Annotated in this window: 23 protein-coding genes and 1 riboswitch; of the genes, 9 read left to right on the top strand and 14 right to left on the bottom strand. The window is 71.9% G+C overall.

Annotated elements, in window-relative coordinates; translation table 11 throughout:
- Positions 1 to 43 precede the first annotated feature (43 nt).
- Positions 44 to 550: a hypothetical protein gene (locus NGF19_RS21935; protein ID WP_252426785.1), complete on the bottom strand. Its 507-nt coding sequence runs from the start codon at positions 548 to 550 to the stop codon at positions 44 to 46.
- Between the two features lie 281 nt (positions 551 to 831).
- On the opposite strand from NGF19_RS21935, the gene NGF19_RS21930 reads away from it, so the two are divergent.
- Positions 832 to 1,305 carry a hypothetical protein gene (locus NGF19_RS21930; protein WP_252426784.1) on the top strand — a complete coding sequence of 158 codons (474 nt, stop codon included), beginning with the start codon at positions 832 to 834 and terminating at the stop codon, positions 1,303 to 1,305.
- Between the two features lie 41 nt (positions 1,306 to 1,346).
- Here NGF19_RS21930 and NGF19_RS21925 read toward each other — a convergent pair whose 3' ends face one another.
- Positions 1,347 to 1,568: a hypothetical protein gene (locus NGF19_RS21925; RefSeq protein WP_252426783.1), complete on the bottom strand. Its 222-nt coding sequence runs from the start codon at positions 1,566 to 1,568 to the stop codon at positions 1,347 to 1,349.
- A gap of 175 nt (positions 1,569 to 1,743) precedes the next feature.
- Between NGF19_RS21925 and NGF19_RS21920 the strand changes: the two genes are divergently transcribed.
- Positions 1,744 to 2,220, top strand: a complete 477-nt coding sequence (locus NGF19_RS21920; RefSeq protein ID WP_252426782.1) for an inorganic diphosphatase — start codon at positions 1,744 to 1,746, stop codon at positions 2,218 to 2,220.
- A 42-nt stretch (positions 2,221 to 2,262) separates the two neighbouring features.
- On the opposite strand, the gene NGF19_RS21915 is transcribed toward NGF19_RS21920, so the two are convergent.
- The 7 genes from NGF19_RS21915 to NGF19_RS21885 form a co-directional block, all read right to left on the bottom strand.
- Positions 2,263 to 2,958: an alpha/beta fold hydrolase gene (locus NGF19_RS21915; protein WP_252426781.1), complete on the bottom strand. Its 696-nt coding sequence runs from the start codon at positions 2,956 to 2,958 to the stop codon at positions 2,263 to 2,265.
- 106 nt (positions 2,959 to 3,064) lie between these two features.
- Positions 3,065 to 3,505 (bottom strand): pyridoxamine 5'-phosphate oxidase family protein, encoded by a 441-nt coding sequence (locus NGF19_RS21910; RefSeq protein WP_308288510.1) that lies wholly within the window; start codon positions 3,503 to 3,505, stop codon positions 3,065 to 3,067.
- Positions 3,502 to 3,996 (bottom strand): hypothetical protein, encoded by a 495-nt coding sequence (locus NGF19_RS21905; RefSeq protein WP_252426780.1) that lies wholly within the window; start codon positions 3,994 to 3,996, stop codon positions 3,502 to 3,504. The genes NGF19_RS21910 and NGF19_RS21905 overlap by 4 nt, the downstream gene beginning before the upstream one ends.
- 201 nt (positions 3,997 to 4,197) lie before the next feature.
- Positions 4,198 to 4,680, bottom strand: a complete 483-nt coding sequence (locus NGF19_RS21900) for an ATP-binding protein (protein WP_252426779.1) — start codon at positions 4,678 to 4,680, stop codon at positions 4,198 to 4,200.
- The gene (locus NGF19_RS21895) at positions 4,677 to 5,015 is read right to left on the bottom strand and encodes an ArsR/SmtB family transcription factor (protein WP_252426778.1); all 339 of its coding nucleotides are present in this window, start codon (positions 5,013 to 5,015) and stop codon (positions 4,677 to 4,679) included. The genes NGF19_RS21900 and NGF19_RS21895 overlap by 4 nt, the downstream gene beginning before the upstream one ends.
- Positions 5,016 to 5,020: 5 nt before the next feature.
- Positions 5,021 to 5,188 (bottom strand): hypothetical protein, encoded by a 168-nt coding sequence (locus NGF19_RS21890; RefSeq protein WP_252426777.1) that lies wholly within the window; start codon positions 5,186 to 5,188, stop codon positions 5,021 to 5,023.
- A 130-nt stretch (positions 5,189 to 5,318) separates the two neighbouring features.
- On the bottom strand, positions 5,319 to 5,522 hold the full coding sequence (locus NGF19_RS21885) for an antitoxin (protein WP_252426776.1): 204 nt from the start codon (positions 5,520 to 5,522) through the stop codon (positions 5,319 to 5,321).
- A 138-nt stretch (positions 5,523 to 5,660) separates the two neighbouring features.
- Here NGF19_RS21885 and lexA point away from each other — a divergent pair, with 138 nt between their 5' ends.
- The gene (gene lexA / locus NGF19_RS21880; RefSeq protein WP_252426775.1) at positions 5,661 to 6,332 is read left to right on the top strand and encodes a transcriptional repressor LexA; all 672 of its coding nucleotides are present in this window, start codon (positions 5,661 to 5,663) and stop codon (positions 6,330 to 6,332) included.
- 22 nt (positions 6,333 to 6,354) lie between these two features.
- Here the strand turns inward: lexA and thiD are convergent, their stop codons facing one another.
- The gene (gene thiD / locus NGF19_RS21875; protein ID WP_252426774.1) at positions 6,355 to 7,194 is read right to left on the bottom strand and encodes a bifunctional hydroxymethylpyrimidine kinase/phosphomethylpyrimidine kinase; all 840 of its coding nucleotides are present in this window, start codon (positions 7,192 to 7,194) and stop codon (positions 6,355 to 6,357) included.
- Positions 7,186 to 7,280: riboswitch (TPP riboswitch) on the bottom strand. It overlaps the preceding gene by 9 nt.
- A gap of 121 nt (positions 7,281 to 7,401) precedes the next feature.
- Between thiD and bla the strand changes: the two genes are divergently transcribed.
- Together bla and NGF19_RS21865 are read left to right on the top strand one after the other, a co-directional pair.
- A complete protein-coding gene (gene bla, locus NGF19_RS21870; RefSeq protein ID WP_252426773.1) occupies positions 7,402 to 8,328 on the top strand; it encodes a class A beta-lactamase in 927 nt (308 codons plus the stop codon).
- A 133-nt stretch (positions 8,329 to 8,461) separates the two neighbouring features.
- Positions 8,462 to 9,100: a YceI family protein gene (locus tag NGF19_RS21865; RefSeq protein WP_372505713.1), complete on the top strand. Its 639-nt coding sequence runs from the start codon at positions 8,462 to 8,464 to the stop codon at positions 9,098 to 9,100.
- Between the two features lie 32 nt (positions 9,101 to 9,132).
- On the opposite strand, the gene NGF19_RS21860 is transcribed toward NGF19_RS21865, so the two are convergent.
- Both NGF19_RS21860 and NGF19_RS21855 read right to left on the bottom strand, forming a co-directional pair.
- Positions 9,133 to 9,867 (bottom strand): BPL-N domain-containing protein, encoded by a 735-nt coding sequence (locus tag NGF19_RS21860; RefSeq protein ID WP_252426772.1) that lies wholly within the window; start codon positions 9,865 to 9,867, stop codon positions 9,133 to 9,135.
- Positions 9,864 to 13,997, bottom strand: a complete 4,134-nt coding sequence (locus NGF19_RS21855; RefSeq protein WP_252426771.1) for a Pls/PosA family non-ribosomal peptide synthetase — start codon at positions 13,995 to 13,997, stop codon at positions 9,864 to 9,866. Before NGF19_RS21855 ends, NGF19_RS21860 begins: the two co-directional genes overlap by 4 nt.
- Positions 13,998 to 14,157: 160 nt before the next feature.
- Between NGF19_RS21855 and NGF19_RS21850 the strand changes: the two genes are divergently transcribed.
- The 4 genes from NGF19_RS21850 (at position 14,158) to NGF19_RS21835 (ending at position 20,661) form a co-directional block, all read left to right on the top strand.
- Positions 14,158 to 17,109 (top strand): SpoIIE family protein phosphatase, encoded by a 2,952-nt coding sequence (locus NGF19_RS21850; RefSeq protein ID WP_252426770.1) that lies wholly within the window; start codon positions 14,158 to 14,160, stop codon positions 17,107 to 17,109.
- A gap of 571 nt (positions 17,110 to 17,680) precedes the next feature.
- Positions 17,681 to 18,898 (top strand): cation:proton antiporter, encoded by a 1,218-nt coding sequence (locus tag NGF19_RS21845; RefSeq protein ID WP_252426769.1) that lies wholly within the window; start codon positions 17,681 to 17,683, stop codon positions 18,896 to 18,898.
- Between the two features lie 202 nt (positions 18,899 to 19,100).
- On the top strand, positions 19,101 to 20,156 hold the full coding sequence (locus NGF19_RS21840) for a PucR family transcriptional regulator (RefSeq protein ID WP_252426768.1): 1,056 nt from the start codon (positions 19,101 to 19,103) through the stop codon (positions 20,154 to 20,156).
- A 70-nt stretch (positions 20,157 to 20,226) separates the two neighbouring features.
- Positions 20,227 to 20,661, top strand: a complete 435-nt coding sequence (locus tag NGF19_RS21835; RefSeq protein WP_252426767.1) for a hypothetical protein — start codon at positions 20,227 to 20,229, stop codon at positions 20,659 to 20,661.
- An 18-nt stretch (positions 20,662 to 20,679) separates the two neighbouring features.
- Here NGF19_RS21835 and NGF19_RS21830 read toward each other — a convergent pair whose 3' ends face one another.
- Together NGF19_RS21830 and NGF19_RS21825 are read right to left on the bottom strand one after the other, a co-directional pair.
- Positions 20,680 to 21,870 carry a PP2C family protein-serine/threonine phosphatase gene (locus NGF19_RS21830; protein WP_252426766.1) on the bottom strand — a complete coding sequence of 397 codons (1,191 nt, stop codon included), beginning with the start codon at positions 21,868 to 21,870 and terminating at the stop codon, positions 20,680 to 20,682.
- 78 nt (positions 21,871 to 21,948) lie between these two features.
- On the bottom strand, positions 21,949 to 22,389 hold the full coding sequence (locus NGF19_RS21825) for a hypothetical protein (protein ID WP_252426765.1): 441 nt from the start codon (positions 22,387 to 22,389) through the stop codon (positions 21,949 to 21,951).
- Positions 22,390 to 22,526: the final 137 nt, after the last annotated feature.

Raw genomic sequence — 22,526 nt, 5'->3', positions numbered from 1 at the left:
GCCGTGGGGGACCGGTGCCGTCACCGGGCCCCCTCGCTCGGGCTCAGGCCCTGCCGTTGTAGTAGGTGATGTCCCAGTGCGAGCCCTCGCGCGCGTAGATGTTGCCCGCGGGTGACTTGTACTGCCGCGCCCGGTCACCGTGCCGCTCGCCGATGTAGTGGAACTTGGTCACGAACCTGTCCACGCAGGAGGTCACCCGGACGTCGACCTTGTAGCCGTTCCAGTGGCTGTACGTGCCGCCGGCGTGCCCCCGTTCCGTGCCGCCGGTGATGGTCACCGCGCAGTGGCTCGCCCTCTTGAAGGCGATCACCCCGGACACGGTCGTCCTGTTGATCTGCTCGAAGGAGGTGCACTTCGAGTTGTTCCGGTTGCTGCATCCGCCGGAGGAGGTCCAGGTGACGCCCGCCTTCCGCAGCTCCCCGGCGGCGGCCGACTGGGAGTACTTCGCGGGCGCGGCGAGGGCGGCGGGCGCCGTGGCCGCCAGCAGTCCGCCGGTCACCAGCGCGGTGGAGACGGCGAGCCCGGCCCGGTGAGCGATGCGACGGTTCATGTGCGCAAGGTCCCTTCAAGAACGCCAAGTTGTGACTACGCCACGAACACTGCCCACACGGGTGTCCCCGGCGAACTACCACAAGGGGGGCGCGCGGGAGCATCCGGCGCACCCTGACTTCCCTCGCGCGCGTGCGTCACACCACCTCGGGGGCTACCGGTGCGGCCGTTCAGCGCACCAGCGGTGGTGGGCCCCGCCGCCCGCGGTCAAGGTGGAGCACGCGGCGGATCGCGTGAAGCGGTGATCCCAGCGGTCAGAGACGGGGTGTGAGCGTGACGGCGATGGCGACGGCCAGGAGGACCACCGTGGTACTCGACGAGATCGAGCTGCTGAAGGCCGAAGAAGAGGAACTCGAGGAGATCTTCCGTACCAGCCCGCCCGGTGAGATCCCCAAGGGCCCGATGGAGGGCACGGCCGTTCTCCCCTGGGCGGGGAGCGTCGGAGCCCGGCTGCTCGCCGTGTTCGTGGGACTGAACCTGTGGCGCGGCAAGCTCTTCAGCCCGGACGGCCATCTGAGCAACCGGCTCACACCGCTGGACCTGCTCGCCGTCGTCGGCACGGTCACGGTGGGACCGAGCCAACTGGACGGACAGGACTGCATCGTCGTCGACTACTCCCGAACATCCCTTCTGGCACAGGGAGTTCGGGACGAGATCCGGCAAGCCGCACCGGATCTGTATCTGGGGCTGGTGTGGCTGTTCGGCCACAAGGTCGGCTGGTTCACACTGCGGGTGCCGGGAGGCGGGAACGCGTAGGGCGGGACTGCCGACGTGTGCCGCTACGGTCGGGGTGCGCCCTACGGAGTGTCGTTCCAGTCGTAGGGTCCGCCGCCGCGCCACTCGATCAGTTCGGGGTCGTCGACGGCCGTGTCCGTGGTGGGCAGCCCGGCACGGTGCAGGAAGTCCATCACGTCGAACAGGCTGTACGCCATGCCCATGCGCTCGCCGTGGATCGTGACCCGTCGACCACCGTCCGGCGACAGCGGCAGTACGACCACAGGTGGACGGCGCCCTCTCATACGACTACCATGCGCCGACCTCGGGCGGCCCGCAGCTCGGGCGGGGCGCGGACGGCCCATGGTTGCCGCCCCGGAGGGACGGCGGGAGACTGCCGGTATACGGCGGAGGGGTGTACCGCCGGTCTTCAGCTTCCGACCAGCTTCCGACCGGACCCGTGTGTGAGGAGGTCGGGACATGCTCCGGATCACCGTCGACATCGATGCCACCGCTTCGTCCGCCCTCCGTACGGTCGACGACGTCGTGTCCGGCCGTCTCACCTCCGGCGGCCGGCCGGTCGGGCACGGTCACATCCCCGACACCCTGGACGAGGGGCACCCGCTGGACGCCCTGGTGCTGATGCCCGAACCCGCCCTGCCCGGCGCCACCGTCCCGGCGCTGCCGCTGGCCGTCCTGCACCTGGCCTCCTCGCAGCCGCTCCCGGTGGCTCGCGTGTTGCTGTGCGTGGCCGAGGACCCGCGCGTCGGCGGCTCGGCGGACACCGACGACCCGGCGCACCGGCCCGCCGCCCTGGACGCCTGGGCCGCCGTCCTGACCCGCTTGCAGCCACGGACCCCTTACGAGGTCACCGACTGCGGCACCCGCAGCGAGGCCGAGCACCTGCTGGCCGACGCCCACCGTGCCTATGAGCGGCTGACGGGATGTCTTGACTAGTGCCCCGACAGGCGGGGCAGCAGCCGTCCGTACGGAGGCGGGTCACGTCGTCGTGGTGAGTTCGACGAGGTGCCGTGCCGTGCCCGCGGGGTCGATGATCTGGTGGAGATGCTCGCCGGGCAGATGTGCCACGCGCCAGCCGCGCTCGCGCGCCTCGGCGGCGAGCTCCTCGTACGGCGGCCCGAACAGCAGGTACGAGCAGGGGTGGTCGTCCCAGCCGGCGGGGACCGGGATGCGCTGCTCGTAGTAGGACAGCGGCAGCGTGGGCTGCTCCTCGACGACCGTCTTCCGCATCACCGGGTCGGAGAACATGGGGGCGATGTCCGCCTCGTCCCACCAGTCGGTCCAGCGTGGCAGGACGCCGTGCACGGCCATCGGGCGCAGGAAGTCCAGCAGTTCGGGCGTGGCCACCGGGGTCTCGCCGTCGCGGGCGGGCAGCGCGGCGTCGACGAAGACCGAGGCGGCCACCGGGTGGTCGAGGCCCGCGCGGATCGCCGGGAGGAACAGGCCCGCGTTGCTGTGGGCGACCAGGACGACCGGGGTGTCGGCCGGGACCCGGCGCAGGTCGTCGCGTACGGCGTCGACGGCGCGGGGCCAGAACGGCGGGGCACCCTCACCCACGTGCAGCAGCGACGGCACCTGTACCCGGTACCCCGCCGATGTCAGACGGTCGGCCACGGGGGTCCAGGTCGAGGGGCCCACGGACGGGCTGTGCACGAGAACGAAGATCGGCTGCATGGCCCGATCCTGTCGCCTCTCCCGCCCGACCGCGACAGGCTTAGCCCACAGCAGAACGCCTTGATTCGAACGGGTGTGAACGTGTCATCACCCCAGGGCGGACGTCCTAGGAGGGCGCCGCTTCGAGGCGGTAGCCCGCCACCAACTCGGGGACGATGCGCACCACATGAGCCATCTCGGCGTTGACCCATGGGACCAGCAGACGCCGGTAGCGGGCCACGTCGTCGGGGGCGGTCACCCGGGACGCGACCCCGGTGACCACGACGCTCCAGCCGGTGCGGGTGACCGGGTCGATCCGGTCGGCCTCGTAGGCCACAACCTCGGAGGCCAGGGAGTGCCCGAGCAGGGTGGAGCCGGTGTGGGTGCGGATCACGATGGTGCCGTCGTCCCCCACCACGTGGTTGACCGGACGGATCGCGGGCAGCGCCTGTTCGGTGAAGGCCACCCGGCCCATCTCGACCGTGCCCAGCAGCCGCAGGGCCTCGTCGCGGCTCACCTCCACCATGTGGTGGGCCGCGACGCCCCGTTCGGCACGCACAGGGTTCACGACGCCTCCTCCGCGGCCATGCGCCGGGCGCCCGTGGGCCAGAACACGTCCACGGCGATGCCGCTGCTGCGCGCGTAGGCCACCAGGTGCGCCGTCGCGTCCCTGCCGTTGGACGGGGAGCCGTCCCACACCGCCAGCAGCCGTTCGCAGGCGCGGAGCACGCTCTCGTCCGCGCCCACGCAGGCGCCGCGGTCGGCCGGGTCGTACTCCAGCAGCCGTACCTGCTCGGAGAGCACCAGGAGTTCACCGGCGGCCTTGAGGTCGGCCTCCTTCAGCACCGTGGGCAGCCCCTTCCTGGCGGGCAGCACGGTCACCAGCGGCAGGCCCGCGGCACGGGCCGCCCGGCCGAAGACGAGCGGCAGTCCCCGACCGGCACGGACCAGCCCGGCCCGTCCCGCGCGCGCGAAGTCGGCCAGCCGACGGCGCAGTTCCTCCTCCAGCATCGCCAGGGTGGGCGCGGTGAGATCGGGGTGACCCACAAGAGCGATCACTTACGGCAGTCCTTCCTCCGCTGCCTACGCGCCGAACCTGTTCCGGCACGGTGGCACGGGGGGTGGGCCATGGGAAGCGGCCACCCCCGGGAACACCTGATCCTTCCCCGCTCGAAGGACGGCGGTCCACCGGCCGACAGGGGTGCACACAGGGCCGGTCGGCCCCTTGCGGCAGAGGTTCATCCCGTGCTCCCCGCTCGCCTACGCCCGCTCCGCGGGGAGTTCGAACCGTACGAGGACCACCTTGCCGCTGCGGTCGACGGCCGGTTCCGCGCTGACCTCGCCGTGGTACTCGGCGGCCAGTTCCGTGACCATCCGCAGCCCGGCCCCCATGCCCTCCTCGCTGAGGTCCGGCAGTCGCGGCTCTGCGTCCGCCACACCGACGACCAGATGCCCGCCCGAGGCCGTCAGTCCGACGTCCATCACCGGTGAACGGTCCGCGTGCCGCAGGACGTTCGCCACCAGCTCGCTGACCACCAGCAGCACCGCGTCCGCGAACGCCGACCCCGGAGCGACCCCGGCCGCGGGCAACTGCGCGGCCACGGCTTCCCGGGCGCGTCCTACCGCCCGCGGGCCCAACTCCACCGAGGCGACATGGCGTCGTACGGGCGACGGGAGGGGTGCGGGGGCCGCGGTCCGTCGTTCCCGGCGCCAGGGCAGCCGGAACCTGCCCGCGCCTCTCAAGGCGCCGTCTCCCCCGAGCGGAGTTCCGCCAGCAGATCCTGGCGTCCGGCCAGCAGGACGGCGAGGATCCGGCGGGCGGCGGCGAGCAACTGCGCCACATCGCCACCGGCCAGTTCGTACACGACCGTCGAGCCCGTGCGCGTCGCGGTCACGATGCCGGAGCGGCGCAGCACGGCCAACTGCTGGGACAGGTTGGACGGTTCGACCTCTATGGCCGCGAGCAGATCCCGTACCGGCTTCGGGCCGTCCTGGAGCAGTTCCAGGACCCGGATGCGCACCGGGTGCCCCAGCATGCGGAAGAACTCCGCCTTCGCCTCGTACAGCGGAACCGGCACCCGGATCACTCCTCTTGCCTGTCGGTGTCAGCCACGCGGATCCCGTGCCGCCGGGCCAGTCGCACGGCGTCCTCCAACTCGTCCTGCGCGACGGCCTCCGCGAAGACGTCGTCGGCCGCCCGCGCCTGCCGTATCCGCTGGAGCATCGCCTCGGCGAACTCGGATTCGCGCATCCGGGCCTCCTCCCGAACGGCCCATGTGCACGGCGGTTGGTGAATTGAAGAACTCTTCACAGCGAAGAACTCTTCCAGACTATGCGACCTCGCCGGGCGCAGGAAGGCGTGGACGGCCGCGTGGCCCGGTTCAGTCCGAGGACTTCTTCTCGCCCAGGTGCTCGACGAAGTCCTGGGCCTTCTCCACCCCGGTGTCGATCTTGTCGCTGTACTTGTGGTCGGTCTTGTCGTCGATGAACTCGCCGACCTTCGTCAGTCCCTGGCTGATGGTCTCGCCGTGGGTCTCGGCGAGTTCCTCGGCCTTGTCCTTGAGGTTCTTCAGCGCGTCGAACATCGGGGGTGTCCTCCTTCGGCGATGCGGTCTGCGCACCGGGTTCCCGACCATGATCCCATGCGCGCGCGGTGGGTGTTCCGCCCGTGCGGGAGGCGGGATAGGGTCGCCTTGCGCGCGATCGTGTACGGAGGTGCCGAGATGGAGAGCAGCCCGCGAGCACGCCGGGGCCGGCCGCCGGGCAGCGGAGCCGTCGAAGGCGAACTGACGCCCCGTCAGAGAGACATCGTCCGGTTCATCACCGACACGGTCGAGCGGCAGGGCTACCCGCCCTCGATGCGCGAGATCGGGCGGGCCGTGCACCTGGCGAGCACCTCCTCGGTGGCGCATCAGTTGATGGTCCTCGAACGCAAGGGGATCCTGTACCGCGACCCCAACCGGCCGCGCGCCTACCAGGTACGGCCGTCCTGGGCGCCCGAGTTGGACACGACGGCCGTGCCGCCGGTGGAGGTGCCCCTGGTCGGGCGGATCGCCGCCGGGGCGCCCCTGCTGGCCGAGGAGATGGTGGAGGACGTCTATCCGCTGCCACGCCAACTGTGCGGCGAGGGCGACCTGTTCGCCCTGACCGTGTCCGGTGACAGCATGATCGACGCGGCGATCTGCGACGGCGACATCGTCACCGTCCGCCGACAGGACAGCGCCGACCACGGCGATATCGTCGCCGCGCTCCTCGGTGACGAGGCCACCGTCAAGCAACTGCGCCGCCAGGACGGGCAAGTGTGGCTCATGCCCCGCAACCCGGCCTACGAGCCGATCCGCGGCGACCGGGCCCAGATCCTCGGCAAGGTCGTGGGCGTGCTGCGCATGCTGTGAGTTCGTGGCGTCCGGCGCCTGTTCACCGCACGAGAGCGTGCCCCTCGTCCCGCTCGTCCCGCCAGAGCGCGTGGAAGTGGTGGACCGGCCCGCGCCCCTGTCCGACGTGCAGGGTGTCGGCGGCGCGCAGGGCCCCCGTGAGGTAGTCCTTGGCCTCCCGGACGGCCGTGAGCCAGTCCGAACTGCCGGGCCGCAGCGCCGCGATGGCCGAGGACAGCGTGCAACCGGTGCCATGGGTATGGCGCGTTGGTATCCGTGGTACGGCGATCTCCACCGGGCGGTCGCCCTCGCTGTAGACGTCCACGCACGTGACGCCGTCGAGATGGCCGCCCTTCAGCAGCACGCGCCGGGCCCCGAGCGCGTGCAACCGCCGTACCTGGTCGCGCATCTCCGCGATGTCGGTGGCCGGTCGGTCGCCCAACAGGTCCGCGGCCTCGGGCAGGTTCGGCGTGATCAGATCGGCGCGGGGCAGCAGGACCTCACGCAGCGCGGCCACCGCGTCCGCTGCCAGCAGCCGGTCGCCGCTCGTGGCCACCATGACCGGGTCGAGGACGACGTACGGAGGGGAGAACCGGTCCAGCGCCGCGGCGACGGCATGGATGACCGACGCCTCGCCCAGCATGCCGATCTTCACCGCGTCCGCGGGGACGTCGGTCAGCAGCGTCTCCAACTGCGCGTGGACGAACGCCGCGGGCACCTCGAGTATCTCGCGCACACCCGTGGTGGTCTGGGCGACCAGCCCGGTGATCACGGCCATGCCGTAGCCGCCGAGGGCCGAGAACGTCTTCAGATCGCCCTGGATTCCCGCGCCACCGCTGGGATCGGTGCCGGCGATCGACAGCACCTTGGGAACAGCAGTCAACGACGACGTCCCTTCGCTAGTCCGAACTAGATCAGGTTCAACGGGTGTGATCTCAGCCCGGTGTTCGGGCACCCCGCGTCGCGGACCACGGTAACAGAGCGGTACGGAGGGGCGATCGGCGGTTCGGCGAGGGCGGTCGGGCGGTGTGCGTAACCTGTGCGCCGCTGGGCGCGTTGAGTCAGGTCGGACGAGAGAAGGTAACGCCGCATGTCCTTCGAAGAGTTCGGGCCGTCCCGTCGCGCGTTCCTGATGACCGCGGCTCTGCTGCCCCTGGCGGGCTGCGGCGCGGAGGAGCGCGCGGCGCCCACGCCGCCTTCGACGCAGGGGCGCGGCCCCTCCCGTTCCCCCGCCCCCACGGTGGACGCCACGTGGTGCGCGGAGCTCGAACGCGAGCACGGTGCGCGGCTGGGCGTGTACGCGCTGGCGACCGGCAGCGGTGCCACCATGGCCTACCGTGCCGACGAACGCTTCGCGTTCTGCTCCACCTTCAAGACATTCGCCGCGGCGGCGGTCCTGCACCGCAACCCGCTCGCCCACCTGGACCACCACGTCACCTACACCAAGGCCGACGTCAACTCGATCTCGCCGATCACCAAGGACCACATCGAGACCGGCATGACCATCAGGGATCTGTGTGACGCCGCCCTCCGCCACAGCGACGGCACGGCCGCCAACCTGCTGATGCGCGACCTCGGGGGCCCGGTGAAGCTGACCGCCTATCTGCGCGAACTCGGCGATCCCCACAGCCGGATGGACGACTACGAGCCCGAGCTGAACCGGCACGGCATCGAGGACCCGCGCGACACCACCACGCCCCGGGCGATCGCCACCGACCACCAGAAGCTGCTGCTGGGCGACGCACTGAGCGCGGACAAGCGCGCCCTGCTCAAGGACTGGCTCGAACGCAACGAAGGCCCCCGCCGCATCCGGGCCGCGCTGCCCCGGGGATGGAAGGTGGCCAACAAGACCGGGACCGGGGACTACGGAAGGGCCAACGACATCGCCCTCGTATGGCCGACCGGCAGCGCCCCGCTCGTACTGGCCCTCATGTCCGACCGGCCCGGCTACCACACACCGCCCCGTGAGTCCCTGATCACCGAAGCCGCCCGCCGGATCGTCGCCGACCTCACCTGAGCGAGGTCCGCCGAGTCATCGCCGGAGGGCAGAACGTCGCAACCCGGCGTAACGTCCGTAGCGCCGGAAGTTCGACCTCCTGACGCCGCGGGGTCCCCGACGCACGCCCCGCGCACCGCCCGAGGAGCACGTCATGGGTATTTTCAGCCGCAAGCACAAGGCCACGCCCGAGACGGCGGCCATGACCGACCGGGCCACCGGCCCCGGGTCCGCCGCCACGGCCACCACCGACCTGGCGGCCCTGACGGGCGAGTACATGCTCGACCCGGCACACACCTCCATCGGCTTCGTGGCGCGCCACGCCATGGTCACCAATGTGAAGGGCAGCTTCCACGAGTTCACCGGCACGCTCCGGCTGGACGGTACGGACCCGTCGAAGTCCAGCGCGTTCGTCGAGGTGAACGTGGCGAGTATCGACACGGGTCAGCCGGACCGGGACAACCACCTGCGCAGCCCGGACTTCTTCAAGGTCGAGGAGTACCCGACGATGACGTTCCGCTCCACCCGGGCGGAGGACCTGGGCGGCGGGCTGTACCGCATGACCGGCGAACTGACGATCCTCGGCACCACCAAGCCCCTCACCCTCGACCTGGAGTTCAACGGCGCGGCCAAGGACCCGTTCGGCAACGAGCGCGTCGGCTTCGAGGGCACGGCGCAGATCCTGCGCTCGGAGTGGGGCCTGACCTGGAACACGGCGCTGGACACGGGCGGTGTGCTGGTCTCGGACAAGATCAAGCTGGTGTTCGACATCTCGGCGATCAGACAGCGCTGACACGCGTGCTCAGGCAGTGCTGACACTCGTGGTCAGCGGCGCGGTCCCCGTAGCACCGTGTCCACCAGGTCCACGGCCAGGTCGCGGTTGTTCTGGACGGGCAGGCCGTAGTCGGTGAACCAGTCGTCCGTGGCCTCCGGGTGCGGTCCCGTGACGCCCACGCGGCCTGACCCGAACGGCGTCACCAGCGCGGCGGGCAGCCCGTTCGGATAGGTGGCGAGGACCTCCGGATCTGCGTCCTTGTCGAGGACGAAGTACGGCCCGTCCTGGAAGAACACCGTGCGGGGCCGGCCCCGCCACGCCACCTCGACCAGTGTGTTGCCGTCGTGGTGGATCGTGCATCCGGGTGCGGAGATGTACTGGTCGGTGTCGCCCGGCAGCAGGTCGAACCCTGGGGTCGCCCCGGCCAGATAGGCGCCCAGGCAGAAGCCCAGGTACCGGCCGCCGCCCTGGACGAAGTCACGGATCGCGTCGCGCTGCCGCCGCAGCTTGCGGTACGCGGGGGAGAGCGTGCCGCCGCCCGGCTGGGCGTACACGAGAGCGTGCGAGAGCGTCTCGGCCGTCAGCGGCAGCTCCTCGCGCGGCCCGGTGAAGCGGACGTCCAGGTTCCAGGGCCCGGCGGCGAGCAGTTCCGCGACCGCCTCGGGGCAACCGGGCGAGGAGGCCCGGCCCCGGTACACGAGCGCGAGCGGGCGGCCCTGCTCGCCGGGCGTCCCGGCATCCGGCACCCGGTGCTCACCGCCCCGCCGTCGCCATGGGAACCTCACGGGCCCGCCTCCGTCATCGCCGCGCATCGCGTCCCGTCGCCGTCGAGGTCCTCGGCCCGCTCGGCCACTCCCTCGGCGGGGAGCCCGCGCCAACTGGTCCCGGGTGTCAGGCGTTCACCCTTCATGACCAGGGACAGCGCCCCGAGCCGGACGTCCTCGCCCACCACCGCGTCGTACAGCACGATCGCGCGGGTGCCGATGCTCGTCCTGGCCTGGACGGTCACGGTCGACATCTTCATGACCCGGTCCTCGAACAGATGTGTCTGCAGCGAGACGTTCATCCCGACCGCCGCGTCATCACCCACCTCCACCAGGTCGAACTCGGTGAGGAAGGTGGTCCCGATCCAGGTACGCCGGCCGATGCGGGCGCCGAAGAGGCGGAGCACCGGGGGCAGGAACGGTGTCCCCACCAGCGTACCGACCCCGGCCGGGACCGCGGCGGCCTCGAACAGACCGGTGACGAACTCCGTACGGCGTACGAACAGGCTCCACAGCGGCTCGACGCGCGGCCGGTACGTCCCGACGACGACACGCTTGACCGCCGCGCAGTACAGGACGACCGCGCCCGCCGCGCCCATCGCGAGGAGCGGTGACACGAGGACCGCCGTCACCAGCCCCGTACGGGAGGTGAGGCCGGACAGCGTGAGGAGATACAGGTAGGCGCTCGCGGCCAGCAGCGAGGCGGGCATGGTGGCGCGGAAGAACTCGATGCCCAGGCGGCCGAGGACCGCCTTGCGGGTCGGCCGGAACGTCAGTTCCTCCGGGTAGGAGCCGCTGCTCTGGCGCACCGGCAGCCGCAGCGCGGGCGAGCCCAGCCAGGTGGTGCCGTCGGCGGCGCCGTCCGGCGGCGGGACCGTGCCCACGCCGACCAGCGAGCCCGCTCCCAGCTCCGTCCCGGCCGGTACGAGCGCGGCGTTGCCGACGAAGGCGCGGCTGCCGACCTCGGTGGGCCCGAACGCCATCCGGTCGCCCCCGAAGGCGGCGGCGCCCACGCTCGCCATGTCCGCGACGAAGCTGCCGTCCCGGAGGGTGAGCAGGTCCGGATCGATGTACGCGGTGGTGGACACCTCGGCGCCCCGGCCGACGCGCGCGCCGAGCAGCCGCAGCCACGGCACGGTGTAGAGGGTGGCGTAGAGCGGGTTGGTGAACGTGAGGCTGTACTCCAGCAGCTTGTCCGCGATCCACTTGCGCACGCCGAGCGAGGAGCGCGCCGGATGGATGCCGGTGGGCACGTGCGGCAGGATCACGCGCTTGCCGACGGCGACCACGAGGCACACCGTGACCACGGACAGCGGGCCGGACAGCGCGGTGGCGGCCAGTCCCGCGCCCGTGCCCCAGCGCAGCCACATGAACCAGAACAGCGCGACGCTCGGCGCGATCATCATCAGCGCGGCCGACTCCAGGAAGGCCAGACCGAGCAGCGCGCCGGCCAGATGACGGGGCCGCCAGCGGTCGGGGGCGCCGGGTCTGCCCAGCATGCGCTCGACGGTGGGGGACAGGGACTCGACAGCGCGCGCGGGCGACCCGGCCCGGCGCGCTCCGGCGGGCACCGCCTCGCCCTGGCCGATGACGGACTGCTCGCCGACGCCCGAGCGGTGCCCCATGCGCGCGCCCGGTTCGAGCACCGCGCCCGCGCCGACGTACGCCCGCTCGCCGATGCTGATCGGGGCGACCGTGACCCATCCGTCCTCGACGTGCCAGGAGCGCAGGGAGGCGCCGTAGCCGATCGCCGTGTCGCTGCCGACGCTCAGCAGGGTCGGCAGAGAGACGAGGCTGGTGGCGATCGTGGTGCGAGCTCCGACGCGCGCGCCGAGCAGCCGTAGACAGGGGCCCATCAGCGGTGAGCCGCTGAGCACGCGCAACGGGCTGACGCCGACCAGCAGCAGGTTCAGCAGCCACAGGCGCAGATAGGTCAGGCCCCACAAGGGGTAGCTGCCGGGGCGTATGCCCGCCGCCAGGGGGCGCGCCAGGGCGAGGGGGGCGATCCAGCGGACGACGAGGTAGCCGGCCAGCACGGCGAGCAAGGGCTGCAGCGCCGTCCAGCCCGAGACCGTGCCGTGATGGACCGCGTACGACACGGATACCGGCAAGGTCAGCACGAACAGCAGGACATAGAGCGCCCCGGCCTGCGCGAGACCGGTCAGCGCGATCCGGCGGCTGCCGTGGCGGATCGGGGCGGGGCGGGGCGGCCCGGCCGTGGGGGCCGTGGCCGACGTGGTGCCAGGCCGCGCCGCGAACGCGCGCACCGTCGGGTGTTCGTACAGGTCACGCAGTGTGGCGCCGCTCTCGCCCGGCCGGCCGCGCAGCAGCGATACGACGCGGGCCGCGAGCAGGGAGTGGCCGCCGAGGTCGGTGAAGAAGTCCGCCTCGGCCGACAGGGTGTGCGCGGGGATGCCGAGCACCTGGGCCCAGACGTCCCGCACCAGGGTCTCCCGTTCGCCCCGTGCGGGCACCACATGACCGGTGCCCACGAGCCTGCGGCCGGTGGGCGCGGGGAGTTGCTTGCGGTCGACCTTGCCGCTCGGCATGGCCGGGAGGCGGTCGAGGACGTCGAGGAACGACGGCACCATGTACGCGGGCAGCGCGCGCCGCAGGCGTTCGTGCAGGCGGGCGGCGAGGGTTTCGTCGGAGGCGCCGTCCAGGCCCGGGGAGTCCGTCGCGCGGACCACGTAGGCGGCGAGGACCTTGCCGTTCTCGCCCGCGCCGTCCGCGGACCGCGAGGCGCCCGTGTCCGGTCCCGTGTCCGCTCCCGTGTCCGGCGTCGCGACGAGCGCGGTGACCGCCTCGGCCACACCGGGCTCCTCCAGCAGGACGTTGTCGATCTCACCGAGCGCGACCCGGTAGCCGCGGATCTTCACCTCCGCATCGGCCCGGCCCAGATACTCGATCTCCCCGCCGTCACCGATCCGGCCGAGGTCCCCGGTGCGGTAGAGCCGACCGCCACGGGGTGCCAGCGGGTGCTCGATGAAGCGGTCGGCGGTCAGATCCGGCCGTCCCACATAGCCGCGCGCGAGGCCGGGACCGCCGAGGCAGATCTCGCCCACCGCGCCGTCGGGCACGGCCCGGCGCTGTTCGTCCAGCAGGACCGCCGAATAGGTCGGCAGCGGGCGCCCGATGGTCACGGGCCGGTCCGGACGCAGCTCCTGCCAGGTCGCGGTGACCGTGGCCTCGGTCGGCCCGTAGGTGTTGAGGATGCGGCGGCCGGGTCTGCTCCACCGCTCGACCAGCGGCTCCGGGCACGCCTCGCCGCCCACGACGATGCTGCGGATGCGCGACAGCTCGCGCGGGATCGTCGCCAGCAGCGTCGGCACGCAGTACAGCAGCGTGACGGCGGTGTCCTCCAGGAAGTCGGCGAGTTCGGCGCCGAGCCGCCCGGGGCCGGCCGGCCCCGCGACGAGCGTGGCGCCCACGGACCAGGTCGGCCAGATCTCCTCGATCGAGAAGTCGAACGCGATGGTCATGCCCTGGTACACCCGGTCGTGCGGACGGACGTCGTAGACAGGGGTCACCACCCGCAGGAAGTTGCAGATGCTCGACTGGGCGATCTCCACGCCCTTGGGCTTGCCGCTGGATCCCGAGGTGTACGTGATGTACGCGAGGGGGTCGGCCGCGGCCTGCGGCCCGAGGGAGGGGCGTGTCGTGGGGAGGGCGGCCAGTTCACCGGCCCACGTGTCGACCTCGATCACCCGGCAGGCCCGGGAGGTCTTTGCCCGCCGTATCCCCGGCGCGAGAGCGGAGGTCGTCAGCAGGACGGCCACCTCGGCGTCGCCCAGGATGTAGGAGACACGGTCCGGTGGAGACGTCGGGTCGATGGGCACGTACGTCGCCCCGGCCTTGCAGACACCCAGCAGCGACGCGTACATGCCCACGGAGCGCGGCAGCAGCAGCGCCACCCGCGTGCCCGAGGTGACGCCCAGGCCGCGCAGGTGATGGGCGATCCGGTTGGCGCGTGCCTCCAGATCGGCGTACGTCAGATGCCGCTGCTCGCACACGAGCGCCACGGCGGACGGGGTGCGGTCACAGGTGGATTCGAAGAACTCGTGCAGTCGGGAGGCCGTGTCCGTCGCCGGGGTGGTCCTTGTGGGGCCCTCGGACGGAATGACGGGCCGGGCCGCGGTGTGGGAGGCCATGGGCTCCCTTTCGTCGCTTCTCGGTTCGTGACGTGTCGTTCCCCCGTCATGCCCCAGCCTGTGGGGCACCTGCTGAGAGGACGCTGAGAGGGGGTGGCCGGAAGCGGGTGCTCTGGTGCGGCATGGCTGTAAATGGTGGGATAACGATAAAATCCGCACTATGAACGCACGGCTGGCTCTGCTCAGTGCGGTGGCTCCCGGTGTCCCGGAAAGCGAGGTGTTCCGGCTGGCGCTGGAGCATGCCGTGGGCGAGCTGGGCGCCCTGGGCGGCACGATCCATCTGCGCGGCCCGACGGCCGCGCTGCGCCTGGTCTCGTCGGTCGGCTTTCCCTCCGCCCTCACCCACTCCTGGGAGACCATCGACCAGGAGAGCCCGAGGGTCCCGGCGCGTGCCCTGCACCATGACGACGGTCTGTGGGCGCCGCTGATGTCCACCGACGCCCAGGGGCCGTGGGCGTCGACGGAGGGCATCGCCTGGCCCGGCACCGGCCTGGTCGCCCTGCCGCTGTCCGGCGGGGGCCGCAACATCGCCGTGCTCACCGTCCTGACGAGTGAGGGAGGCGAACCCACGCCCCGGCAGTGGGACTTCCTGCGGGCCGTGGTCGCCTGGGCCGAGGAACGCATGGCCCAGGCGCCGCCACCGGCCGGACCCTCCCGGACCGGGCACAACGGCGAGCGCCTGTGGCAGGCCCTCCAGGAGGTCAAGGTCGGATCGTGGGACTGGAACATCGAGACCGACGAACTGATCCTGGACCAGGCGGCGTTGGACCTGTACATCATCAATCCGGCCGAGTTCAACGGCAAGATGGAAGGCTGGATGCGGGACATGCACCCCGACGATCTGGCCCCCACGTTCGCGGCGGCGCAGCGCGCGATCCGCGACCACTCCCCGTACGAGATCGAGTACCGGGTACGGCGCGCCGACGGCACGTACCGCTGGTTGCAGACCCGCGCCCGGGTGATCTACGACAGCAAGGGCCGACCCCGCCATATGCGGGGCGTGGTGTGGGAGAGCAAGGAGGGATCCGCCCGCGACGCGCTCGGCCGGGCCCTGCGGTACATGAGCGACGGCTTCCTGGCGGTGGACGACGACTGGCGGATCACCTTCGCCAACCTCGAAGCGGAACACACCCTGGACTGCTCCGAGAAGGAGCTGCTCGGACGTCTGCTGTGGGACGTCCCCGCCCTGCGCAGGATCCCGGACCTGGAGAGCCACTGCCGCCGGGCCGCCGCCAAGGAGCGGACCTCCGGCTTCGATCTGCGCATGCCGGACACCGGGCGCTGCTACCACCTGCGGCTGGTCCCGGGCGCCGACGGCCGCACCCTCTACCTCACCGATGTCACGGACCGGCGGCGCATGGAGGAGGAGCGCGAGGCGGCCGAGCGTGCGGCATCCGAACGGGCCGCGCACATCACGGAGTTGACCACGGCGCTCGCCAAGGCGACGACCTCGCGCGACGTGGTGGACGCGGTCGCCTGGCGCGTGCTGCCGCCCTTCGACGCCACCGGCCTGCTGGTGCAGGCCGTCGAGGGCGACCGGCTGCGCAACGTCGGAGCCTTCGGCTACCCGGAGGACTTCCTCGAAGCCGTCGACGGCCATGTGCGCAGACCGAACGAGCCGCCTTGGAGCACGATCCTGTCCGGCACGCCCCTGTTCGTGTCGTCGGTGCACGAGATGACCGCGTACGGACCCGAACTCTCCCATCTGGCCGCGATGGCGAAGAAGCAGGCCTGGGCGTTCCTGCCGCTGACCGCGTCCGGCCGTACGTTCGGGGTGAACGTCCTCAGCTTCGACCGTCCCCGCCGCCTCACCGACGAGGAACGCACCCTGCTGAACACGATCACCGCCCTCGTCGCCCAGGCGCTGGAACGGGCCCGGCTCTACGACGCCGAGCACACCCGGTCCCGTGAACTCCAGCGCAGCCTGCTGCCCCGGGACCTGCCCCACGACCCGGCGTGCACGGCCGCCGCACGCTATCTCCCCGCCGGACAGGGCATGGACGTGGGTGGTGACTGGTACGACATCATCCCGCTCTCCGGCGGACAGGTCGCCCTCGTCGTCGGAGACGTCATGGGCCACGGGCTGCCCGAGGCGGCCACCATGGGCCGCCTGCGCACCGCCGTCCACACCCTGGCCGACCTCGAACTGCCCCCCGACGAAATCATGGGACACCTCAACGACATCGTCGGCGGCATGGGCGAGGAGTCGTACGTCACCTGCCTGTACGCGCTCTACGACTCCACCACCCAGGTCTGCTCCATCGCCCGCGCTGGGCACCCGCCGCCCGCCCTGGTGCACCCCGACGGCACCGTGCACTTCCCGCAGTTGGGCTCCGACCCGCCGCTGGGCGCCGCCGACCCGCCCTTCGAGACAGTGGACCTGAAGGTCCCCGAGGGAAGCCTGCTCGTGCTCTACACCGACGGGCTGGTCGAGTCGGCGAACCGGGACGTCGACACGGGCATGGCGGATCTGGCCCGCGTCCTGCGCACCGCCCACGAGGAGGGCCTCGACGCCGACCTGGAGCGCCTGTGCGACGCCGTGGAGGCCGAACTGCTCCCCGCCGACAGCCAGGCGGAGGACGACGCGGCGTTCCTCATCGCCCGGCTGCACGCCCTGGACGACGAGCGGATGGCCTCCTGGCCGCTCCCCAAGGACCCGAAGGCGGCCGGGCAGGCCCGCCAGCACGTACGGGAGCAACTCTCCGCCTGGGGCCTGGAGAACCTGACCCCCACCACCGAACTCCTCGCCAGCGAACTGGTCGGCAACGTCGTACGCCACGCCCAGGGGCCGGTCCGGCTGCGCCTGCTGCGCGCGGGCGAACTGATCTGCGAGGTCTTCGACGGCAGCCTGACGATGCCGCGCATCCGCCGTGCCACCGAGAACGACGAGGGCGGCCGAGGCCTTCAACTCGTCACGGCGCTCTCCCAGCGCTGGGGCGCGCGCTACACCTCGACGGGGAAGTGCATCTGGACCGAACAGCCCCTGCTCGGGCCGGACGGTCAGGGCGGGCCGCCCGACGGGCTGGACCCGATGCTGCTCCTCAACGCCGAGGAGTTCCAGGAGGATCTGGACGAACTGTCCCTGGACGGCCGGGACCTGGGACAACACTGACCCGGACGCACGGCGAGGCGACGCGGGCCGAACACCCGCGAGGCCCCCGGCGGTTATCGGCCTCTCTCACACCGTTCCCGCGCTCGACTGATGCCTTGACGCGCCACTTGGTGCGATATTAGGTATTTACCCTGCGGTAGAGTTCCTTATCGAGCGCTTACCCCCACTGGGCGTGAGAGTGCTCGTCATCGGGGCAACGGCCGGTGTTCCGGCCCGATATGAGGGGGGCGTGACATGGGGCGGATCATCCACGTGCGCGTGATCAACGCCGCCCGTGACAGCGTTCCTGATACCGACAGCGCGGTCTGAGCATCCGCCTCTCGCGCTGACGTGAGCCGCCGCCGCGGCCACCCCGACCAGCCCGCACGGACGGGCCGTTCGTTCACCCCCACGCCCGCACCGGTCCCTTCGCGCACCGTCCCGCCGGAAGACAGCGCGCGACCGACCGGCCCCGGAGGCGACCCCGCGTACACGCGACGGCACGGCACACCTTCCTGTGCTCCGCCCCGCCGCCAGGCCCCGCCAGGCACAGACGCCGCCACCGCACCGATCCCACGGAGGTCAGACGCCCGTGCACAACACCACCGCGCTGCTCATCGAACTCGGGGCCACCATCCTCGCGTTGGGACTGTTGGGCCGCCTCGCCGGCCGGGTGGGCCTGTCACCCATACCCCTGTATCTCCTCGCGGGACTCGCCTTCGGACGCGGCGGTATCCTGCCGCTGCAGGCCAGCGAGGAGTTCGTGGCCACCGGTGCCGAGATCGGAGTCGTCCTTCTGCTGCTCATGCTCGGCCTCGAATACAGCGCCTCCGACCTCGTCACCAACCTCAAGACCCAATACCCCTCCGGTGTGGTCGATTTGGTCCTCAACGCCACCCCCGGCGCCCTCGCGGCGCTGGTCCTCGGCTGGGGACCGGTGGCCGCCGTCGCCCTGGCCGGAGTCACCTGGATCTCCTCCTCCGGCGTGATCGCCAAGGTGCTCGGCGACCTCAGACGGCTCGGCAACCGCGAGACCCCGGCCGTCCTCGGCGTCCTGGTCCTGGAGGACCTGGCCATGGCCGTCTACCTGCCGATCCTCACCGCCCTGCTCGCCGGGGTCAGCCCGGCCGGGGGCGCCCTCACCCTGCTCGTCGCGCTCGGCACCGTGGGCGTCGTCCTGTACGTGGCCCTGCGCCACGGCCGCCTGGTGAGCCGCGCCGTCTCCTCCGAACTGCCCGAGATGCTCCTCCTGGTCGTGCTCGGCCTGACCCTGCTCGTCGCCGGACTCGCGCAGGAGGTCCAGGTCTCGGCCGCCGTGGGCGCGTTCCTGGTCGGCATCGCCCTGTCCGGCGAGGTCGCCGAGGGCGCCGGCAACCTCCTCACCCCGCTGCGCGACCTGTTCGCCGCCGTCTTCTTCGTCTTCTTCGGCCTGAGCACCGACCCGGCGGCCATCCCGCCCGTGCTGCTCCCCGCGCTGGCCCTGGCCGTCGTCACCGCGCTGACCAAGGTCGCCACCGGGTACTGGGCGGCGGGCCGCGCCGGAGTCTCGGTCAAGGGCCGCTGGCGGGCCGGTGGCACCCTGGTCGCGCGCGGCGAGTTCTCCATCGTCATCGCCGGGCTCGCCGTCGGCGTGGAACCGCGGATCGGGCCGCTGGCCACCGCGTACGTCCTGATCCTGGTCGTCCTCGGACCGCTCGCCGCCCGCTGGACCGAACCCCTCGCCCGCCGGATCGGCCGTCGGCCCGCCCCCGAGCCTCGCGACGAGACCGCCGCCGCCCGCGACGCCGAGGCGGCCCATGCGCACGGCTGACAGGGCAGGAGCAGGGCGTGAGGCCGCAGGGTGTGAGGCCGCCGAACAGGCTGAGGCCGCAGGGTGTGAGGCCGCCGAACAGGCCGGAAGGCGTTCACCCGGACGGCCGTATGTGATACGGCCCTATGTGACGCGGCCCCATGTGACGCGGCCCTATGTGAACACGCGCGGAACGAGGCCCGCGCCGGAAGGGGAAGACAGGATGGTCCAGAACGCTGCCGAGGTGTTCCTCGAAGGGTTCGAGCAGATCCTGGCCGACGCCGCGCCCACCGGCCGGCGCCTCACACGCGACGAGATCGAGTCCCGACGCGCCCTCGGCGCCCGCGCGGCCGAGGCCGGACACGGCTGGCGCGGCCTGGTACGGGCGCATCTCGTCGCGGGCCGCGAAGGCTGGCCCGCGGCGGCCGACCCGGACAGCGTCCTGTCCGTCATAGCCCAGGCGGTGGACGCCTTCGCCGACGGATACGAGCACGCGCAGCGCCTCGTCGTCCGCAAGGAGGAGGCGGCCCGGCGCGAGTTCATCGACGACCTGCTCCACGGGCGCGGGGAACCGGGCCATCTCGCGGCCCGCTCCGAGCGGTTCGGACTGCGCCTGTCCCGCGCGCACGCGGTCGCGGTGGCCGAGGGACCGGAGAAGTACGACGAGACCGACCCCGTGCCCCGGCAGGTCATGAGCGAACTCTTCGCACGCTTCGAGAACCGCCGCATCCTGTTCACCACGAAGGAGGGGCGGATGCTGTGCATCGCCCCCGGCGACCAGGACGACGTCCTCACCCACTTCGCCAAGCTCGTCTACGCCTGCACCACGGGCACCAGCCAGGTCGCCATCGGCCGGTCCCGGCCGGGTGTGACCGGCATCGGGCACAGCTACGAAGAGTCCCTCAACGCCCTGGACGTCGCCCAGCGCATGGGCTTCGACGAGCCCGTGCTGCGCGCCGCCGACCTGCTGGTCTTCCCCGTCCTGGCCCGGGACCGGCAGGCGCTGGTGGACCTGGTCGGCAACACCCTGGGGGCGCTGGCGGCGGCACGGGGCGGGGCGCGGCCCCTGCTCGAGACCCTCTCCGTGTACTTCGACACCGGGTGCGTGGCCGCCGAGACCGCCCGGCGGCTGTCGCTCAGCGTGCGCGCTCTGACCTACCGGCTGGCGCGTATCCACGCGATGACCGACTACGACCCCACCGATCCCGCCCACCGCTACACCTTGCAGACCGCGGTGATAGGCGCCCGGCTGCTCGACTGGCCGACCAGGCCGCTGTGATGCGGACCCTCTCACGTGTGCGAGTACATACACATCGCCGGAGACCGTGCGATCGGAAGGAAGCATCTGCATGATCGAGTGGGTGTCCCTCGGCAACGGGGCCAGGCCCGTCCCTGAGCCCGTCGCCACCCCGCTGATATGGACCGCTGCCTTCAGCGGTGCCCTCGTACTGGTGGTGTCCCTCAACACCGTCGTGGGCCCTGACCGCCCCGGCCTCGCTCTGATCGGGCTGTCCCTGATGGCCGTCCTGCTGAGCCTGTGCGCACGCTTCACCGCCGCTCCCGGCACGGCCGTCCTGTGCTGGCTGTTCCTCAACGGCTTCGCCATCCCGCCCGCCGGCACCCTCACCTGGGCCGAGGGCCGTGACACGCGCTGGCTGGCCTGCCTGCTCGGCGCCGCGCTCGTGGGGACGACGGTCGCCCGGCTGGCCCATGCCAGAGCCGCCTATCGCCGCCTCACCGCCGGAGGCGGTCCCGGAACGGAAGACTGGCCGTACGACGGCTGACGCCTGTGATCAGGAGCCCTACGACTCCGTGCTCTCGGAGGGATAGCGGAACGCGCCGGTCTGGAAGGTGCGCCCGAGGTGGTGGCCCGGGTGGGGGACCGGGGTGCGACGGATGGCGATGAGCGCCACGTCGTCGTCCAGCCGCCCGTCGGTGTGCGCGATCAGATCGCGCTGGAGATGGTGCAGCAGCGCCTCGGGGTGGTGGCCGGCCCACTGGGCGGCGCGTTCCGCCAGCGGATAGAAGGTGCCGTGCCGGTCGCGGGCCTCGATGATCCCGTCGGTGTAGAGCAGCAGGGTGTCGCCGGGGCCGAACGGCACCACATCGAGAGCGTGCTGGTCGGGATCGGTCAGGCCGATGCCGAGCGGCGGCGCGGGATGCAGGCTGGGCATGGTCACGGTGTGGTACGGGCCGAGCAGCATGGGTGCGAGATGGCCGCAACTGGTCATCCGGATGACGGGCTCGTCGTCGGGGAACTCCAGCAGCAGAGCGGTCACGAAGCGCTCGCCCGCCTCGCCCTCGTGCTCGGGCTCGAAGTCCGTGAGATAGCGGGCGATGCTGTGCTCCAGCGCGGCGGCGAGCCGCGGCAGCGAGGCGTGCTGATGGGCCGCCTCACGGAACGCGCCGAGCAGCAGGGCGGCCTCGCCGAGGGCGGGCAGGCCCTTGCCGCGCACGTCGCCGATCATCACCCGCGCCCCGCTGTCCGTACGAGCGGCGGCGTACAGGTCGCCACCGATCTCGGCCTCCTCCTCGGCCGCCTGGTAGAGACAGGCGAGCTGCAGCGGGCCGAGCTGGGTGGGCAGCGGCCACAGCAGGACGTGCTGGGCGGCCTCGGCGACCGTCCGTACCTGCGCGAGCTGACGCCGCTGCCGGTCACGGACCACGCAGAAGAACACGACCACGCCCGACAGGATCGCCAGAGCGGCCATCGGAGCCAGGATGTTGCGGGACAGCAGCAGATCGTGTCTCCACCCGGTGAGCGCCTGGCCCGCCACGGCCAGCGCACCGATGAAGGCGGTCACCCGGGGGCCTTCGAACCACGCCGTGATCGCGGGCGCGATCGCCAGCAGCGGACTGAGGACGATGTCGCGCGGGGTCACGACGTCGGCGAACGTGATCAGCACGATGAGGGTGATCGGTATCAGCAGCAGCACGTGGCTCGACAGCCACGGCTGCCAGACACGTGCGACATGTTGACGTCTGGCGCCCATGCCTTCCACAGTGCCCTGCCACGGAACACCGTGCGACCGCTGTCGCCGTGGGTGAGGCCGCGGGTACGAGTCGTCGTCTCACCGCTCCCGCGCGGGGCGTTGGACGAGGTGGCCATGGGCCCGGAGAACGGCGTAGCCGACACCGATACCGAGGGCCACCGGCCATTCGATCACGCTTGCGACCGTCAGGACGCCGAGACCCGTGTACAGCGGCAGGCCGCCCTTGACGGGCAGGAGGCGCCGGGCGGTGGCCACAGGCGTCGTCGCCGCGTTGAGCGCCCGGGTGGCGGCCTCGCCGAGCGTCGGCACGGTGAGGGTGATCGTGTGGCCGCCGGGGTCCGTCTTCGGCGACGCCGCGACCGGCTGCGTAGGTGAGGACCGCGGCGCGCGCTCGGCCTTCGCGACCGGCTGCGTACCGGACCGGGGTGTGCGGGGGGTGCGCGTCGCCTTCGCGGCCGGGCGGGACGTCCCGGTCTTCGTCGTGGCCGGGCGTTTGCCGGGGGTCTTCGGCGTGGTCACGGTTCACATCCGTTCGTGGGTCCGGGACGTCGGCCCCCCGCTGAGTGCAAGCTACCCGCGCGCTCAGAGGCCTGCGAGCCGGGAGCCGTTCGGATCAGCAGCACAGGCGGGGGCCTTCGGAGCGGGTCATGATGACC

This window comes from Streptomyces macrolidinus (assembly GCF_023887685.1).
Lineage (GTDB): Bacteria > Actinomycetota > Actinomycetes > Streptomycetales > Streptomycetaceae > Streptomyces > Streptomyces macrolidinus.
Note: the sequence above shows the minus strand (reverse complement) of the source record. Positions and strands in the feature narration are given on the sequence as shown.

Coding starts and splice junctions, on each gene's coding strand:
- NGF19_RS21935 (WP_252426785.1), bottom strand. CDS start 550: ATGAACCGTCGCATCGCTCACCGGGCCGGGCTCGCCGTCTCCACCGCG.
- NGF19_RS21930 (WP_252426784.1), top strand. CDS start 832: ATGGCGACGGCCAGGAGGACCACCGTGGTACTCGACGAGATCGAGCTG.
- NGF19_RS21925 (WP_252426783.1), bottom strand. CDS start 1,568: ATGAGAGGGCGCCGTCCACCTGTGGTCGTACTGCCGCTGTCGCCGGAC.
- NGF19_RS21920 (WP_252426782.1), top strand. CDS start 1,744: ATGCTCCGGATCACCGTCGACATCGATGCCACCGCTTCGTCCGCCCTC.
- NGF19_RS21915 (WP_252426781.1), bottom strand. CDS start 2,958: ATGCAGCCGATCTTCGTTCTCGTGCACAGCCCGTCCGTGGGCCCCTCG.
- NGF19_RS21890 (WP_252426777.1), bottom strand. CDS start 5,188: ATGCGCGAATCCGAGTTCGCCGAGGCGATGCTCCAGCGGATACGGCAG.
- NGF19_RS21885 (WP_252426776.1), bottom strand. CDS start 5,522: ATGTTCGACGCGCTGAAGAACCTCAAGGACAAGGCCGAGGAACTCGCC.
- lexA (WP_252426775.1), top strand. CDS start 5,661: ATGGAGAGCAGCCCGCGAGCACGCCGGGGCCGGCCGCCGGGCAGCGGA.
- bla (WP_252426773.1), top strand. CDS start 7,402: ATGTCCTTCGAAGAGTTCGGGCCGTCCCGTCGCGCGTTCCTGATGACC.
- NGF19_RS21865 (WP_372505713.1), top strand. CDS start 8,462: ATGGGTATTTTCAGCCGCAAGCACAAGGCCACGCCCGAGACGGCGGCC.
- NGF19_RS21855 (WP_252426771.1), bottom strand. CDS start 13,997: ATGGCCTCCCACACCGCGGCCCGGCCCGTCATTCCGTCCGAGGGCCCC.
- NGF19_RS21850 (WP_252426770.1), top strand. CDS start 14,158: ATGAACGCACGGCTGGCTCTGCTCAGTGCGGTGGCTCCCGGTGTCCCG.
- NGF19_RS21840 (WP_252426768.1), top strand. CDS start 19,101: ATGGTCCAGAACGCTGCCGAGGTGTTCCTCGAAGGGTTCGAGCAGATC.
- NGF19_RS21835 (WP_252426767.1), top strand. CDS start 20,227: ATGATCGAGTGGGTGTCCCTCGGCAACGGGGCCAGGCCCGTCCCTGAG.
- NGF19_RS21830 (WP_252426766.1), bottom strand. CDS start 21,870: ATGGGCGCCAGACGTCAACATGTCGCACGTGTCTGGCAGCCGTGGCTG.